The sequence below is a fragment of the Pseudomonas sp. P1_F1_2 genome, from assembly GCF_056405815.1.
Map to the genome: position 1 here is coordinate 14,443 of NZ_JBFUBK010000088.1, position 13,185 is coordinate 27,627.

General features: G+C 57.5%; 13 protein-coding genes. 9 read left to right on the top strand and 4 right to left on the bottom strand.

Annotation, left to right across the window (positions count from 1 at the left end):
• The first annotated feature begins 60 nt into the window (after positions 1 to 60).
• From AC1D2P_RS22610 to AC1D2P_RS22640, 7 genes are all read left to right on the top strand, one after another.
• Positions 61 to 1,389 carry a serine hydrolase domain-containing protein gene (locus AC1D2P_RS22610; protein ID WP_477757647.1) on the top strand — a complete coding sequence of 443 codons (1,329 nt, stop codon included), beginning with the start codon at positions 61 to 63 and terminating at the stop codon, positions 1,387 to 1,389.
• 27 nt (positions 1,390 to 1,416) lie between these two features.
• The gene (locus AC1D2P_RS22615) at positions 1,417 to 1,737 is read left to right on the top strand and encodes a YbjQ family protein (RefSeq protein WP_046027078.1); all 321 of its coding nucleotides are present in this window, start codon (positions 1,417 to 1,419) and stop codon (positions 1,735 to 1,737) included.
• A 144-nt stretch (positions 1,738 to 1,881) separates the two neighbouring features.
• On the top strand, positions 1,882 to 2,070 hold the full coding sequence (locus tag AC1D2P_RS22620; protein WP_046027150.1) for a hypothetical protein: 189 nt from the start codon (positions 1,882 to 1,884) through the stop codon (positions 2,068 to 2,070).
• A 333-nt stretch (positions 2,071 to 2,403) separates the two neighbouring features.
• Entirely contained in the window at positions 2,404 to 2,775 is a 372-nt protein-coding gene (locus AC1D2P_RS22625; protein WP_046027077.1) for a bacteriocin, read from the top strand.
• Positions 2,776 to 2,887: 112 nt separating this feature from the next.
• Positions 2,888 to 3,355 carry a glycine zipper domain-containing protein gene (locus AC1D2P_RS22630; RefSeq protein ID WP_177412238.1) on the top strand — a complete coding sequence of 156 codons (468 nt, stop codon included), beginning with the start codon at positions 2,888 to 2,890 and terminating at the stop codon, positions 3,353 to 3,355.
• A gap of 122 nt (positions 3,356 to 3,477) precedes the next feature.
• The gene (locus tag AC1D2P_RS22635) at positions 3,478 to 3,663 is read left to right on the top strand and encodes a hypothetical protein (RefSeq protein ID WP_046027075.1); all 186 of its coding nucleotides are present in this window, start codon (positions 3,478 to 3,480) and stop codon (positions 3,661 to 3,663) included.
• Between the two features lie 105 nt (positions 3,664 to 3,768).
• The gene (locus AC1D2P_RS22640) at positions 3,769 to 3,981 is read left to right on the top strand and encodes a hypothetical protein (RefSeq protein WP_046027074.1); all 213 of its coding nucleotides are present in this window, start codon (positions 3,769 to 3,771) and stop codon (positions 3,979 to 3,981) included.
• Positions 3,982 to 4,560: 579 nt separating this feature from the next.
• On the opposite strand, the gene AC1D2P_RS22645 is transcribed toward AC1D2P_RS22640, so the two are convergent.
• The 3 genes from AC1D2P_RS22645 to AC1D2P_RS22655 form a co-directional block, all read right to left on the bottom strand.
• Positions 4,561 to 4,938, bottom strand: a complete 378-nt coding sequence (locus AC1D2P_RS22645) for a DUF6896 domain-containing protein (protein WP_477757646.1) — start codon at positions 4,936 to 4,938, stop codon at positions 4,561 to 4,563.
• Between the two features lie 84 nt (positions 4,939 to 5,022).
• Positions 5,023 to 5,418, bottom strand: coding sequence for a hypothetical protein (locus tag AC1D2P_RS22650; RefSeq protein ID WP_223522479.1), 396 nt, complete (start codon positions 5,416 to 5,418; stop codon positions 5,023 to 5,025).
• Positions 5,405 to 10,267 (bottom strand): RHS repeat-associated core domain-containing protein, encoded by a 4,863-nt coding sequence (locus AC1D2P_RS22655; RefSeq protein WP_477811603.1) that lies wholly within the window; start codon positions 10,265 to 10,267, stop codon positions 5,405 to 5,407. The genes AC1D2P_RS22650 and AC1D2P_RS22655 overlap by 14 nt, the downstream gene beginning before the upstream one ends.
• A 251-nt stretch (positions 10,268 to 10,518) precedes the next feature.
• Here AC1D2P_RS22655 and AC1D2P_RS22660 point away from each other — a divergent pair, with 251 nt between their 5' ends.
• Complete coding sequence (locus AC1D2P_RS22660; protein ID WP_046027071.1) at positions 10,519 to 11,214, top strand: HAD-IA family hydrolase; 696 nt, start codon at positions 10,519 to 10,521, stop codon at positions 11,212 to 11,214.
• A gap of 69 nt (positions 11,215 to 11,283) precedes the next feature.
• Here AC1D2P_RS22660 and AC1D2P_RS22665 read toward each other — a convergent pair whose 3' ends face one another.
• On the bottom strand, positions 11,284 to 12,030 hold the full coding sequence (locus tag AC1D2P_RS22665; RefSeq protein ID WP_109785982.1) for a 3-oxoacyl-ACP reductase family protein: 747 nt from the start codon (positions 12,028 to 12,030) through the stop codon (positions 11,284 to 11,286).
• A gap of 125 nt (positions 12,031 to 12,155) precedes the next feature.
• Here AC1D2P_RS22665 and AC1D2P_RS22670 point away from each other — a divergent pair, with 125 nt between their 5' ends.
• Positions 12,156 to 13,079 carry a LysR family transcriptional regulator gene (locus AC1D2P_RS22670; protein WP_477811604.1) on the top strand — a complete coding sequence of 308 codons (924 nt, stop codon included), beginning with the start codon at positions 12,156 to 12,158 and terminating at the stop codon, positions 13,077 to 13,079.
• The last annotated feature ends 106 nt before the right edge of the window (positions 13,080 to 13,185 follow it).

Here is a 13,185-nt window from a genome sequence, read left to right on the forward strand (position 1 = left end):
GTCTTCAGCCTCGTCACCCACCTGTTAGACTGCCCGAACCCCTCGAACGGAATCGACACCATGTCCCGCCCACGCGCCACTTACCGCCGCCAGGTCATATCTATTGCCGCCGTGTTGGCGTGCACTCTGTCATCACTCGCCACCGCAACAACATTCCCGGACGCCGAAGCCAGCGACCCCGCTAAACTCGGCTGGATGGTCGGCTCGCCACCCCCTGCTGATCGTACCGTACGCTTCGAAGACGGCAGCTATTTCCAGTTCCCGGCGATGCGCTGGAGCGTCTCGAACTTCCGGCAACTCATGCCTACGATCAACGTCTCACGAGGTCTCGGCGCCCCTGTGCCATTGGCGTCCTTGTTGCGCAACGATATCGACGCCATCAGCTTCACGCCGCTCGGCGCTAAAAAGCCGATGACCTGGGATCAATCCCTGGCGGCCACTTACACCGATGGAATTGTGGTGATGCATCGCGGCAAGGTTGTGTACGAGCGTTACTTCGGCGTGCTGAAACCCGAAGGTCAGCACGCGGCGATGTCGGTGACCAAGTCCGTAGTTGGCACATTGGGCGCGATGTTGGTCGCCGAAGGGCGAATCGACGCGAACAAGCCTGTTGTCGAATACGTTCCCGAGTTGGCAGCTTCCGCGTTTGGCAGCGCCACGGTACGTCAGGTCCTCGATATGACAACGGCTCTGAAATACAGCGAAGACTATGCCGACCCAAACGCAGAAGTATGGGCTCACGCAAAAGCGGGTAGCCCCTTGCCCAAGCCAAAGGACTACACCGGGCCGCGAAGTTACTACGAGTTTTTGCAGACCGTTCAACTGCAAGGCGAACACGGCAGCGCGTTTGGCTACAAGACCGTCAACACCGACGTATTGGGCTGGATCATCGCCCGAGCGACCGGCCGCAACGTGGCGCAGTTGTTGTCGGAGCGCATCTGGAGTCGACTGGGCGCCGAGCAGGATGCCTATTTCACGGTGGACTCTATCGGCACGCCGTTTGCCGGTGGTGGATTGAATACTGGCTTGCGAGACCTCGCCCGATTTGGCGAGATGTTGCGCAATGATGGGCTGTTCAATGGCCAGCAGATCGTGCCCAAAGCGGTGGTGGACGACATTCGCCGTGGCGGCGACAAACAGGTTTTTGCCAAGGCCGGCTATGACTTGTTGAAGGGCTGGAGTTATCGCTCGATGTGGTGGGTGACGGACAAGGAGGGCGGGGCATTCATGGCGCGCGGTGTTCATGGTCAGCGCATTTATGTTGATCCGAAAGCCGAGATGGTGATTGTTCGTTATGCCTCGCACCCGGTTGCCAGTAACTCGGCGAATGATCCGGTGACGTTGCCGGCGTTTGATGCGTTGGCCGCGTATTTGTCCAAGTTGCCTTGATTCGCTGTTTATTAAGAAGGAATTCCTATGATCACCACCACAACTCACGCCATCGAAGGCCGCCAGATCACCGCTTACCTGGACATCGTCAGCGCCGAGTCGGTGCAGGGCATAAACGTTGTTCGCGACATGTTTGCCGGGATGCGGGATTTTTTTGGTGGGCGTTCCCAGACGTTGGAGCGAGCGTTGAAGGAAGCGCGGATTCAGGCGACCGACGAAATCAAGGAGCGGGCGCGAGCACTTCAGGCGGACGCGGTGGTGGGGCTTGATTTTGAGATCAGCATGCCGGCAGGCAAGGGCGGGATGGTGGTGGTGTTTGTGACAGGGACGGCGGTGAAACTGAGATGAGGTGAAACGTGGGCCATTCGTCGGGCACGCGGAAATCTGAATTCCAAGTCCGGTAATGACCGGCTAGTCTCAAAACCCTTGGTGATCGATATTTTTCAGGCAAAGGGCTTTGCCGGTGTCGATCCATTTGAGAGGGGAAGAGGTATGGCTGATCCRTATATCGAAGACGACGGGGCTGAATTTCCGATCAACAATTGCGTTAAATGCGGCCAGACAGAGTATGTGGCGGGCTTTGGGGAAGACCCGATCCAGACCAGCAAAGTGAAATCGACGACGCCCAGAGGGCCGAAGGCCAAATTTCTGCCGAGAGTAGCAGCGCCTTCCAGGAAGTAATCGTTAACCGGACAGACCCCGCCATCGAGCGGGGTTTTTCATGTGTGAAATCTCGATTACCGGTTGAAACCTGAAGTGCCGACGTTCGGTAATGATGCCGTTTACTTTTTCACATACTTTTCACAGCCACCTCCGTAGGCTCAAACCATCCGTTAGAAAGCAGTACCTGGCCCGTTCCCCAGCGGGCTTTTTTTTGCCTGTCATAAAACCTTTCCCATAAAAGCTGTCCAACCGTCGCTGATTGAGCGGTGCGGTGGTTTTTGTGTGGACGTTTACTGCGTGACAGCATTTAATCCCCGGCTTTCTTTTTTCCCCTATTTTTGAGGTTTCGTCATGCGTTTAACACTGCCTTCCCTGGTTCTTGGGCTTCTGGTTGCTCAAGGTGCGATGGCTGCCAGCGATGGCACCGCCGCAATCGGCGGTGGTCTGGGTGGCGCGCTGGGTAATGTGGTCGGCCAAAGCATGGGCGGCAGCACCGGCGCAGCGATTGGTGCTGGCGTAGCGGGCGCGGCCGGCAGTGCTGCTACCGCACGCAAAGGCAGCCGCACTTCAGCCGCCATTGGTGGCGGTGTGGGTGCAGCGGGTGGTTCAGTGATCGGCAACAGCCTGGGTGGCAAGACCGGTTCTACCATCGGCGCAGGTTTGGGTGGTGCACTGGGCGGCGGCGTAGGCAGCAACATGGCCAAAGGTCACAAGCGTCACTGATCCTGATCGGCCCATTGAAGAGCCCGGCTAAATGCCGGGCTTTTTCGTTTATGAACGATTCTTTAAACAAAGCCTCGAAGCTCATATACCCCAGAAGAATACGAGGCTTCCCATGACCCCGGTTAACAATGGCAAAAAGTGTACAAGCATCAACGCTCGACGTTTGGCGCTGTCCGTGTTTGTGGTGGGACTGTTGGCGGCTCAAGGTGCAATGGCGGCCAACGACGGCACCGCTGCGGTGGGCGGCGGCCTGGGCGGGGCGTTGGGTAATGTCGTCGGCGGACAATTGGGCGGCAGCACGGGAGCGGCCATCGGCGCCGGTGTCGGCGGCGCGGCAGGGAGCGCGGTCGGGGCGGAAAAAGGCAATCGCAATGAGGCGGCCATTGGCGGCGGCTTGGGCGCAGCAGGCGGCTCGGTGGTTGGCAACAGCCTCGGCGGCTCTACCGGTTCGACCATCGGTGCTGGCCTGGGTGGTGCCGCGGGTGGTGCCGTCGGTAACAACCTGGGCGACGACGATAATCATGGCAGCTCCCATTCCGGTAACGGACACAAGCATAAGCACAAAAACAAGCATCACTAACTCGCCAACGAGTAGAAGCCCGGCCTAGCGCCGGGCTTTTCGTATCTGTGCCTGGCAAGCCGGAACGAATGGCGGCAGCTACTCTCGAACTTTATACACCCCCAATAATTGCGAGGCCCGCCATGACGCCGGAAACCGAAGGCAAAGAACAAAAAGGCCCGAGTGGGCTTCCGTTCATCAATGATCCCGGCAATGAAGATCCAGGTTCATTGATTGACGACGCCACGGTGCCGCTCAATGATTCCGATGACGCGGGTGATGTGGGAAATCTTGAGTACGAAGACGAGTATGAAGACGACGAAGATTGATCTTTGTGCGGTCTCGTTGACCGAACGTCTCTTTCATCGAACCCATGCATAACCTGCCACCTCGAAATATCAGGACCTGCTCTTCAGGTCCTTCGAGAGGTGCTTATGAACGCTGATCCGAAAAACCCCGACATTGATGACACTCCAGAGTATCCGCTGCCTTCGCCGACCGACTCGCTGAGTCGCGATCAACGTCCGCCGGATGACGATACAGCGGTGGAACAAGTGCCCGCTGATGATGTGAAGCGCGGTGATGTCGAGGCTGATCCTGAAGATCCGGACATTGCCGGTGATGATTACTCGGGTGAACCGAGCTGAAAAGCCGCTCGTCGATTGTGCGGCACCTTTGAAAAATGACTGCTGCCAGATCAGGTATGCACGTTTTTAAGGAGACGCATCATGATCGGTTCAAAGTTTGCGGCCTTGGCCATTGCAGGGCTGTTGTCAGTCAGCTCGCTGACCGCGTTTGCCCAGTCTTACGGGAACGATGCTCCTGTGGATAAAGGCGGGATGCCTCCGTCCACTGAAATGAATGCGAATTCTGCGGATGGTAACGCACTGCCGCCTGGCTCTATTAATAGTGGGAATGGTGGGGATGCCAATGGAAGTAGTACGTCCCCGGGGGCGGGAAGTGGGGCGGCGAGTGGTGGAGGTTCGATGGGGAAGGGTGGAGGGAGTGGGTCTGGAGGATCTGGTAGCTCCGGGATGAGTGGAAGTGGGGTAGGTGGAAGTTCTGGGAGTGCAGGTGGAGGAACAGGTGGTGCTGGGGGTGGAACGAGTGGTTCGGGTAGTTGAAGTACCTGACCCCTAGCACCCCATGCTAGGGGTCAATTCGATTGGCAATTCCCCAGTTAGTGGATTTTGTTGCTTATTTTGGGGGACTTTAAACAATACACTTCACCGGGAAAGTTCACCCATAGTTAGATATTCTTCGAATTCGGCCTTGATTTGTTTTTTGTCAGTATATTTTTTGAACTTCTCCGGCGACTCGCAAGCAAACATATAAAGTCTCAAAACATCGAAGCAGTCTGTCCTTCCCTCTGGTCCATAATCAAAATCAATGCACAAGTCGGGGAAGTAAACAGCACATCCAACGGCGTGTAACTCGTACGTTATGTCGCCAACGATTACACCGCATTGTTCGATTTTATTGGCGCGCCATAACCTTAGGATGCATCTGGTGCCAAATTTTTCTTCGAGCAGGTCGGTGGCTTTATCCACCATCGAAAGAAAATCGGATACAAGTTGTTCGAGACTGTCGTTTCTATGACTCATTCTCTTCGATGCTCCAGTCTGTCATGTCCCACGTTGCTCGAAGATTCCAAGGTCAATACCGTTTAGGAGGGAGGCTGATCCGGATTACTCTATTTTCAATGACTGTAGCCATTTTTTATAAAAATCTTTTTGCTCTTTCAATGTGTTTACGATATCGGTTTCTTCATAGTCAAATATGTAGACGATGTCATCAAATGTCGCGGATTTTCCCATTTTTAGTTCGTATGCAACGAACCCGCCACTCATTTGGGAGCACATTCTAGAAGGGGTTACGTTTAGTTTTGCCCCTTTGCATAGGAATTTTACATAGGGGAAGTCAAGCCTTATTTTTGCTAGGCATAGATAGAGATCCTCGCTTTCATACCTTTTGCGGAAACCATTCTTCATTGTAAAAATTATAACCATCTTCGCGGCATCATATTGCAGCTGTGCCTGCTCCTTATGGTTGTCAATTATTATTGTGATTTTAGTGGTTTCCATTTGGCTTCCTATTTGGGTTAGGAATGGAGTATCCAACGTAGCTCCCGTCCTTTTTCATCGGTGTCACGCCTATTATATCGGCTGTATCAATCCTGTTTGGGATAGCTATTTCAGTTTCATCTGCAAACGGAACAAGGTTTTTCAACTCTTTATTGACATCTATCCCATCAATTTGTCTGAGTGTGTACAAAAAACCTTTTCTTGTTCTAAATTTCGTCGCAAATTGGATGCCCGTAACCTTGGATGGTGAGGTGCTGACGAAATTGCTTGGCGGATCATCGCTGTCGATAGCATGAAGCAATAGGTCATTGCTTTCGCCTTTACTCTTAAATCCCGTTCTGAAGATTTCGTCGGGGTGCTTCACGTCACCCCGATAGAGATAATCAATCTTGCCGTTAGGTACGGGAAGCGTTACTTCACCCTCATCAACCCTAACCTTCCCCGCCGGATCCTCATCCCCAAACCCCGGCCTCTTGCACCCATCCGCGCCAGGACATTCATTCAGCCCCAACGGATCAACCCAGCCCGTAGGATTCCGCGTGTACTGATACCCGTTAATCCCGCCCGCCAACCCACTCGGATCCGGTGTCAGGTACCGCCCGATATCCGGGTTGTAGTAACGATGCCGGTTGTAATGCAGGCCTGTCTCCGCGTCGAAGTACTGCCCTTGAAACCTCAACGGTTGGTCCAGCACCTGGTGGGTATCGCGGTTCAGTCGGGTCAGGCGGCCGTAGGCGGTGTATTGCGCGGCCCAGATGATGTCGCCGCTGTAATCGGTGAGTTCTTGCGGGGTGCCGAGGTGGTCGAGTTGGTAGTAGAACGGGCAGGCCTGGCGCGGGCCTTTGCCGTCGAGCATGGCGAGGGGGCGAAAGGTGCCGGGTTCGTAGAGGTAGCTGCGGTGATGCTCCTGGCTGTGTTCGGCGATGAGGTGGTCGCCCTGCCAGAAAAACTCGGTGGTTTTGCCGTCGACGGTTTTGCGGATGCGGCGGCCGAAGGCGTCGTAGCGGTAGGTCGCGCAAGTGCCATTGGGCAGCGTGACGCCGATGAGCCGGTGCTGGCAGTCGTAGCGGTATTCGGTGACGAGTTTTTGCGCGGTGCCGCGGCGTTCGCGGATCAGGTTGCCGAAGGCGTCGTAGTCGAAGTGACGGTCGCCTTGCATCGACAGACGATTGCCTTTGACGGCTGCCGGGCCGGGGCGGTCCTGCATCAACAGGTTGCCGGCGGGATCGTGGGCGAAGCTTTCGGGTTGTTGATCGCGCGAGTGACGGACCCGGATCAGGCGGTTGAGAGGGTCGTATTGGTAGTTGCGTTGGCCATGACGGGTGTCTGCGATGTAGTCGAGATTGCCGTTGGCGTTGTAGGTGTAGTCGCGCCGATACAGCGACTGTTGGTGTTGGCTGACAGCGTGGGCTTTCAGGCTGCCTTGTTCGTCGTGGTCGTACTGACTGCGCAACAGGCCTTGCTGGCGTTGTAACTCGCGACCGAATCGGGAGGTGTGGCTTGTGAGGCGTGTGCCGTTAAGGTCGATGGCGGTCAGCGCGCCACCTTTGGCGCGGTGGTAGCTGAGTTTGCTGTTGTCCGGCAGGCGCAGGTGATTGAGCCGGCCGCAGGCATCGTAGCCATAACGCAACGTGGCCCAACTCTGGTGTTCAGTGATCAGGCGGTTCTGGGTGTCGTATTCGAACTCCAGTGGGTGGTCTTGGCTGTCGTCGACGCTGACCAGCCGACCGAGGCTGTCGTAGCAATATTCAACCTTGGTGCCGTCAGGCAGGGTTTTGATCAGCAACCGACCGGCCGAGTCCCGCTGGTAGCGCGTAATCAGCTTCGAGCCGTCATCGCCGTACTCGGTTTTCTCCAGTAAATGGCCATTCAGGTCGTAGGCATACGCCGTGCGTCGACCATCAAAACCGGTTTGCTGTCGGACCAATCCACTGGCGGTGTAGTCCAGTCGATAACGTTCACCGGACTCGTTCTCGATGTCGGTCAGCAGCAGCCGTGCGTTGTCATAGCGGTAACGCAGGTGTGTGCCGTCGGGGTTGATCCGGCGGCTGACCAGGTGCAAGTCATCGTCGTACTCAAAACGCGTGACACGACCCAGTTCATCCCGTTCGGCAGTGATCTTGCCGTAGGCGTTGTAACTGAAGGCTCGACTGGCGCCAGTAGGAAGAGTTGTCTGGATCAGTCGGCCAACGGCGTCCCGTTGGTAGTGAGTGACAGCGCCGAATTCGTCCTGAAAGGTTATTTTCCGTCCCAGAACATCGTAGGAAAACCGCCGCTGACCGCCGTCCGGCAGGGTTTCTTCGATCAGTTGCCCAAGTGCATCCCGAACGAAAACCTGGCGACTGCTGTCCGGAAAACGAATCGAGAGCAGCCGTCCTTGGGTGTCGTAGTGGTAATGGGTGGTTTGGCCATCGGGATCGATGGCCTCGGTGACATCGCCTTGAGCATTGCGTTGATATTTCCATACGGCTTTACCGCGAGAGCACGCATGCAGGAAACCGTTGCGGTATTCGTAGGACGTTGGCTCATCTTCAGGTGGAATCAGCGCAATCAGCCGCCCGATCTCGTCGTAGCGGTATTGAGTGATCGCTCCCAGCGGCCCCTGTTCGGCAATCAGATGACCCTTGTGGTCATAAGTCTTGAGATACTCGGCACCCTCTGGCTCAACCCGACGCACCAACCGCGCCGTATCGTCATGGACGTAGGCTTCTTCGCTGCCATCGACGCTTTTAACCCGCACGCCACCGTTGTCGTCCCAGGCATAGCGTGTATCCATCTGCGAAAACGTCGCCCAGTGCCGAATGCATCGGGCCGCTTTGCCCGACCGTTCCCACTCCCAAAAGAAACTTGCCCCGCCGGCGAGTTGCCGCTGGAGAATCACGTGGTGGTCGTCGTAGTCGTACCGCTCGCTTTCACCGGCGGCATTGGTCGCTTCGATCAGTCGCTGGCGGGCGTCGTAGCGGTAGGAAATCAGCGTTTGCTCTGTACGCCAGGCGTCATCCGCAGTGTCGGCGGGATGAAACGATTGATACTCGACGGCAACGATGTGCCGGCGCTCGTAGCGCAACAGCAGCGAACGGCCTGCACCGTTGTCGAGGCGCTGAATGCGATCCTGACGATCGCGGGTGATGTGCACCCGGTTGTTGTAGGCATTGCTGATCGTGGTCAGCCGCCCAGTGCGAAAGTGATAAAACCGCACCGTCTCGCCAGCCAATGCGAGCACTAATTCCTCTGGCTGATCCCCGAGATAAATCGCGGCCCGCGACAGACTGTTATGGATGGCCGGGCGTTCCTGGCTGGGCAGCGGAAACGTCGTACGGCGGTTTTCATGGTCGATCCAGACGACGTGTTCAGCGTCCAGCTCCAGCCGATGCGCCAGCGAATGACTCCAGCCCCAGCCCAGCCCGCAATCGATTTCCACCGCGCTGGTTCGGTACAACCGGGTGAACGCAAAGGGCAGCAAGCCATTGAGCGAACCATCCTCCAGGGTCAGCAACTCTTCGCCGGTGACCATCGACACCGGGCAACCGTTCGTACAGGTCAGCGGCCCGCAGTCGGCGCTGTCGCCATTGGGGTTTTTCGCCTGTTCGGAGGCGTCGTCACGGTGTTCGTGACGGCTGAGGCGGGTGGTGGCTGCGGATTTTTTGCGAGCGATGGCGAGCGGATTTTCCACCTGCGTTATGGGCGCAGAGCCGGCACTTATCTGTAATGGCAGCGTAGGCGCGGGGTTCAGCGCAGCAGTGCGGGCGTTGACCGCAAGGGGTTTGAATACCTCCGCATGGGGCGTCAGGTCGGATTGAGCGGCCAGCCGCAAACTCGCGGCAGCCAGCCATTTGCGCGCCCGTTCCGATTTGAGCTTGTTCAGCACCTTGGCACTGATGCCGAGTTTCAGTCCTTTGGTGCCGGTAAATCGTGCCAGGAGAAAACCGATCAAAATGCCTGTGCGGATTTCCGCCACAACCTCTGCAGCGTGATGTGGCGGCAGCATCCGCACCCAGCTGGTAAACGCCGCGAGATGAATGAACATCAACGGCTCGTCACTCAGCATCAGCAGCAGWTTGGCGATCGACTCCGCCGAGGCCTTCAGCAGTGTTTCAAGTTCGGTCTCGGTCAGGTACTCAAGGAGCTTTTGGCTGTTGGCTTGCAGGTCCGCGATCAGCTCGTATATCTGCTTCACGTCGTCCCACAAACCGTTCAGCGCATTCTCGAAGCCTCGCCAGTCAGCCTGTTGCAGCAGGCCGTAGCGCTTGATGAAACCCGCCTCGGCGAACTCGACCCAGGAAGGTTCGAATTCAGTCGTCCATTCGTTGCGCAACCAACCTTCCAGTTCGCCGATGACGCTTTGATAAGAGGCGTACAGCGCTTTGACGTGTTCGGTGGAAACGTTTGGAAAGAAGGTGATGCGGTAACGTTGACCGCGCTCGCACTTGGGGACCTCCAGGATGCCGCTGGGGCCGATCTGGTGGTGAACCGGCTCGCCAAATGTTCCGTCCGGGTTCAACGGTTCCAGCGTCACCGGCGTATTGCCAATGGGGACGAATCGCGCGGCCTCGAACATGTGCACCAGTGTCAACGGGCCGCTGGCCGGGCATGCGCCGACGGTTGAACTGACGGGCGCAGTGGAGTGCTTCGGTGCGATCAGCCGGACATCGTTGCCGACCTTGAATACCTGCTCGATCTCCAGTGCCTTGCCAGTCCAGAAACTCTCGGCCCACGCGTCGTAATCGTTGAGACAGAGCCGAAAGTCAGCGAGCAGCGCCTCGACGTTCGGCTGTTTGGGGTCCATGGCGGCGACCACCAGCAAGCCGATGGCGTTATTCAAGGCCAGTACCTTGTCAGGTACGAACATTCGCAGTCCCTCGCGCAGATCAAGATGAGCGCGAGACTTTGCTTGGGATCAACGGGTAAAGAAGTCGGGAAAGGAGGCGTTTTATGTAGGAGGATTCGCTAAATGACGACGAGCACTTTTTGTAACGGCCAGGCATTGCCCGTTGCCCAACGTCAGCCGCGCTCGCTATGCTGCTGAATCCTTTAATCGATCACGGACCCGGCCGTACCTGAGCCGTCTCTGAGGTGTCATTTGAAAACGGATCAGATGCGATGAATGCACCGCTCAACACGTTCGGCCCGATCAAGGCTGTGATTTTCGACATGGACGGTTTGCTGCTGGACACCGAGGGCATTTATACCGAGGTCACGTCCCTGATTGCCGCGCGTTACGGCCGGGTGTTCGACTGGAGCATCAAGCAGAACATCATCGGGCGTGGGGCGGGTGATCTGGCGCGGTACGTGGTCGAGGCGCTTGATCTGCCGATCACCGCCGAAGAGTTCCTGGTGATCCGCGAGCCGCTGATGCGTGAGCGTTTTCCTACGGCGCTGGCGATGCCCGGTGCGCAGGAGCTGGTTCGGCACTTGAAGGCCAACCGTATTCCGATCGCAGTCGGTACCAGTTCTTCGAGCCAGTCGTTCGGCCAGAAAACCACGTTGCACCGTGACTGGTTTGCGCTGTTCGATTTCATCGTGACGGCCGATGACCCGGAAGTAGGTGCAGCCAAGCCGGCACCGGATATCTTCCTCACGGCGGCGCGCCGCCTGGGTGTTGCGCCTGAGGACTGCCTGGTGTTTGAAGATTCGCCGTTCGGGGTCACCGCGGCGAAGGCGGCGGGGATGACTGCTATTGCGATCCCGGACGCGGCCATGGCTGACGAAAAATACGCACATGCCGATGGCATTCTTCGTTCGCTGAAAGCCTTCACGCCGAGCGCGTGTGGTTTGCCGGCCCTGGAATGGACCTGAAGCGATAAACAAAAAACGCCGGCAACCTGATCAGGGTTGCCGGCGTTTTTGTTTTGATCAAGCCGAGGGTCAGGCGCCGAAACCACCGTCGATGGTCAGGCTGGCACCGGTGATGTAGCCGGCTTCCGGACTGACGAGGTAGGCAACGAAGCTGGCAATTTCTTCGGCTTTGCCATAACGACCCACTGCCATCATCGGGATCAGGCTTTCGGCGAAGTCACCGTCGGCGGGGTTCATGTCGGTGTCGACCGGGCCGGGCTGCACGTTGTTGATGGTGATGCCGCGTGGGCCGAGGTCGCGGGCCAGCCCTTTGGTCAAGCCGACCAGCGCTGCCTTGCTCATGGCGTACGGGCCGCCACCGGCGAAGGGCATGCGGTCAGCGTTGGTGCTGCCGATGTTGATGATGCGACCGCCTTCAGTCATGTGTTGGGCGGCGGCCTGGGTGGCGATGAATACGCTACGCACGTTGATGGCGAGGGTCTGGTCGAAGTCTTCGAGCTTGAAGTCTTCCAGGGGGGCAACGGCCAGCACGCCGGCGTTGTTGACCAGGATGTCCAGGCGACCGAAGGCTTTGACGGTAGCGCTCACAGCGTTGCGAATGGCCTCGGCGTCGGCGCTGTCCGCTTTGATGGCCAGGGCTTTGCCGCCGTTGGCGGTGATGCTGTTTTGCAGTTCTTCGGCTTTGACCGTGGAGCTGACGTAGGTGAAGGCAACTGCCGCGCCTTCAGCGGCCAGGCGTTTGACGATGGCTGCGCCGATACCCCGAGATCCGCCTTGAATCAAAGCCACTTTGCCGCTGAGGTTCTGAGTAGTCATATCGATCTCCAAAGTCCCGAAGCGAGATGCCCCGGTTGATGGAGCCTAGTATCGATTGAGGATTACACGCTGAGTAGACGGTAATTACGATAGTCTGTGTAAATCAAAAGTTTATAGTGGCGCCTATGGAAACCTTCAGCAGTATCGAATGCTTCGTGCGCAGTGCCGAGGTGGGCAGCTTTGCCGAAGCCGCCCGGCGCTTGAGTCTGACCCCGGCCGCCGTGGGCAAGAGTGTTGCCAAACTTGAGGCGCGGCTCGGCGTGCGGCTGTTTCAGCGCAGCACGCGCAGCCTGACACTGACGGAGGCCGGTCAGCTGTTTCTCAACGAAGTCAGTTCCAGCCTGCACACCATCCAGAATGCCGTCGCCAATCTGGCCAGCGCCGAAGGGCGGCCGGCGGGGACGTTGAAGGTCAGCATGGGCACGGTGTTTGGACGATTGTATGTGGTGCCGTTGCTGGGCGAGTTTTTACGGCGGTTTCCGGCGATCAATCCGGACTGGCATTTCGAAAACCGCCAGGTCGATTTGATCGCGCAAGGTTTCGACGCGGCCATTGGCGGTGGATTCGAACTGCCCCAAGGCGTGGTGGCACGCAAGCTGACACCGGCGCACCGGGTGTTGGTGGCGTCATCCGATTACTTGAGCACACACGAAGCGATCATCGAGCCAGACGACTTGAAGCGCCACGATGGCATCCTGATTCGTTCCCMGCAGACCGGCCGGGTGCGTTCCTGGCAGTTGACCAGCCGCACGCAGCAACACAGCCCGTTGACGCTGAAGGCGCGAATGACCATGAGCGATTCGGAAGCGGCGTGCGCAACGGCGGCCCAAGGACTGGGGATTGCGCTGGTGAGCATGCCGTTTGCCTCGGGGTATCTGGAAAGCGGGAAGCTACAGCGGGTGTTGCCGGACTGGTATGTCGACGATGGCAACATTTCGATCTATTACGCGGAACACAAACTGTTGCCGGGCAAGACCCGGGCGTTTGTGGATTTCATCATTGAGCAGTTTGCGGAGCAGGGGTTGAGCCGGCGGTTTAGTGCGGTTTGAGCCTGCCTTGGAACCGAGGTGTTGCCATCGCGGGCAAGCCCGGCTCCCACAGGAATTAGTGAACGTCACAGATCCATTGTGGGAGCCGGGCTCTTGCCCGCCCCGA

What these genes read in the sequence shown, in the direction of transcription:
- AC1D2P_RS22610 (WP_477757647.1), top strand. Translation starts at nt 61, where the DNA reads ATGTCCCGCCCACGCGCCACTTACCGCCGCCAGGTCATATCTATTGCC.
- AC1D2P_RS22615 (WP_046027078.1), top strand. Translation starts at nt 1,417, where the DNA reads ATGATCACCACCACAACTCACGCCATCGAAGGCCGCCAGATCACCGCT.
- AC1D2P_RS22625 (WP_046027077.1), top strand. Translation starts at nt 2,404, where the DNA reads ATGCGTTTAACACTGCCTTCCCTGGTTCTTGGGCTTCTGGTTGCTCAA.
- AC1D2P_RS22630 (WP_177412238.1), top strand. Translation starts at nt 2,888, where the DNA reads ATGACCCCGGTTAACAATGGCAAAAAGTGTACAAGCATCAACGCTCGA.
- AC1D2P_RS22635 (WP_046027075.1), top strand. Translation starts at nt 3,478, where the DNA reads ATGACGCCGGAAACCGAAGGCAAAGAACAAAAAGGCCCGAGTGGGCTT.
- AC1D2P_RS22640 (WP_046027074.1), top strand. Translation starts at nt 3,769, where the DNA reads ATGAACGCTGATCCGAAAAACCCCGACATTGATGACACTCCAGAGTAT.
- AC1D2P_RS22645 (WP_477757646.1), bottom strand. Translation starts at nt 4,938, where the DNA reads ATGAGTCATAGAAACGACAGTCTCGAACAACTTGTATCCGATTTTCTT.
- AC1D2P_RS22650 (WP_223522479.1), bottom strand. Translation starts at nt 5,418, where the DNA reads ATGGAAACCACTAAAATCACAATAATAATTGACAACCATAAGGAGCAG.
- AC1D2P_RS22660 (WP_046027071.1), top strand. Translation starts at nt 10,519, where the DNA reads ATGAATGCACCGCTCAACACGTTCGGCCCGATCAAGGCTGTGATTTTC.
- AC1D2P_RS22665 (WP_109785982.1), bottom strand. Translation starts at nt 12,030, where the DNA reads ATGACTACTCAGAACCTCAGCGGCAAAGTGGCTTTGATTCAAGGCGGA.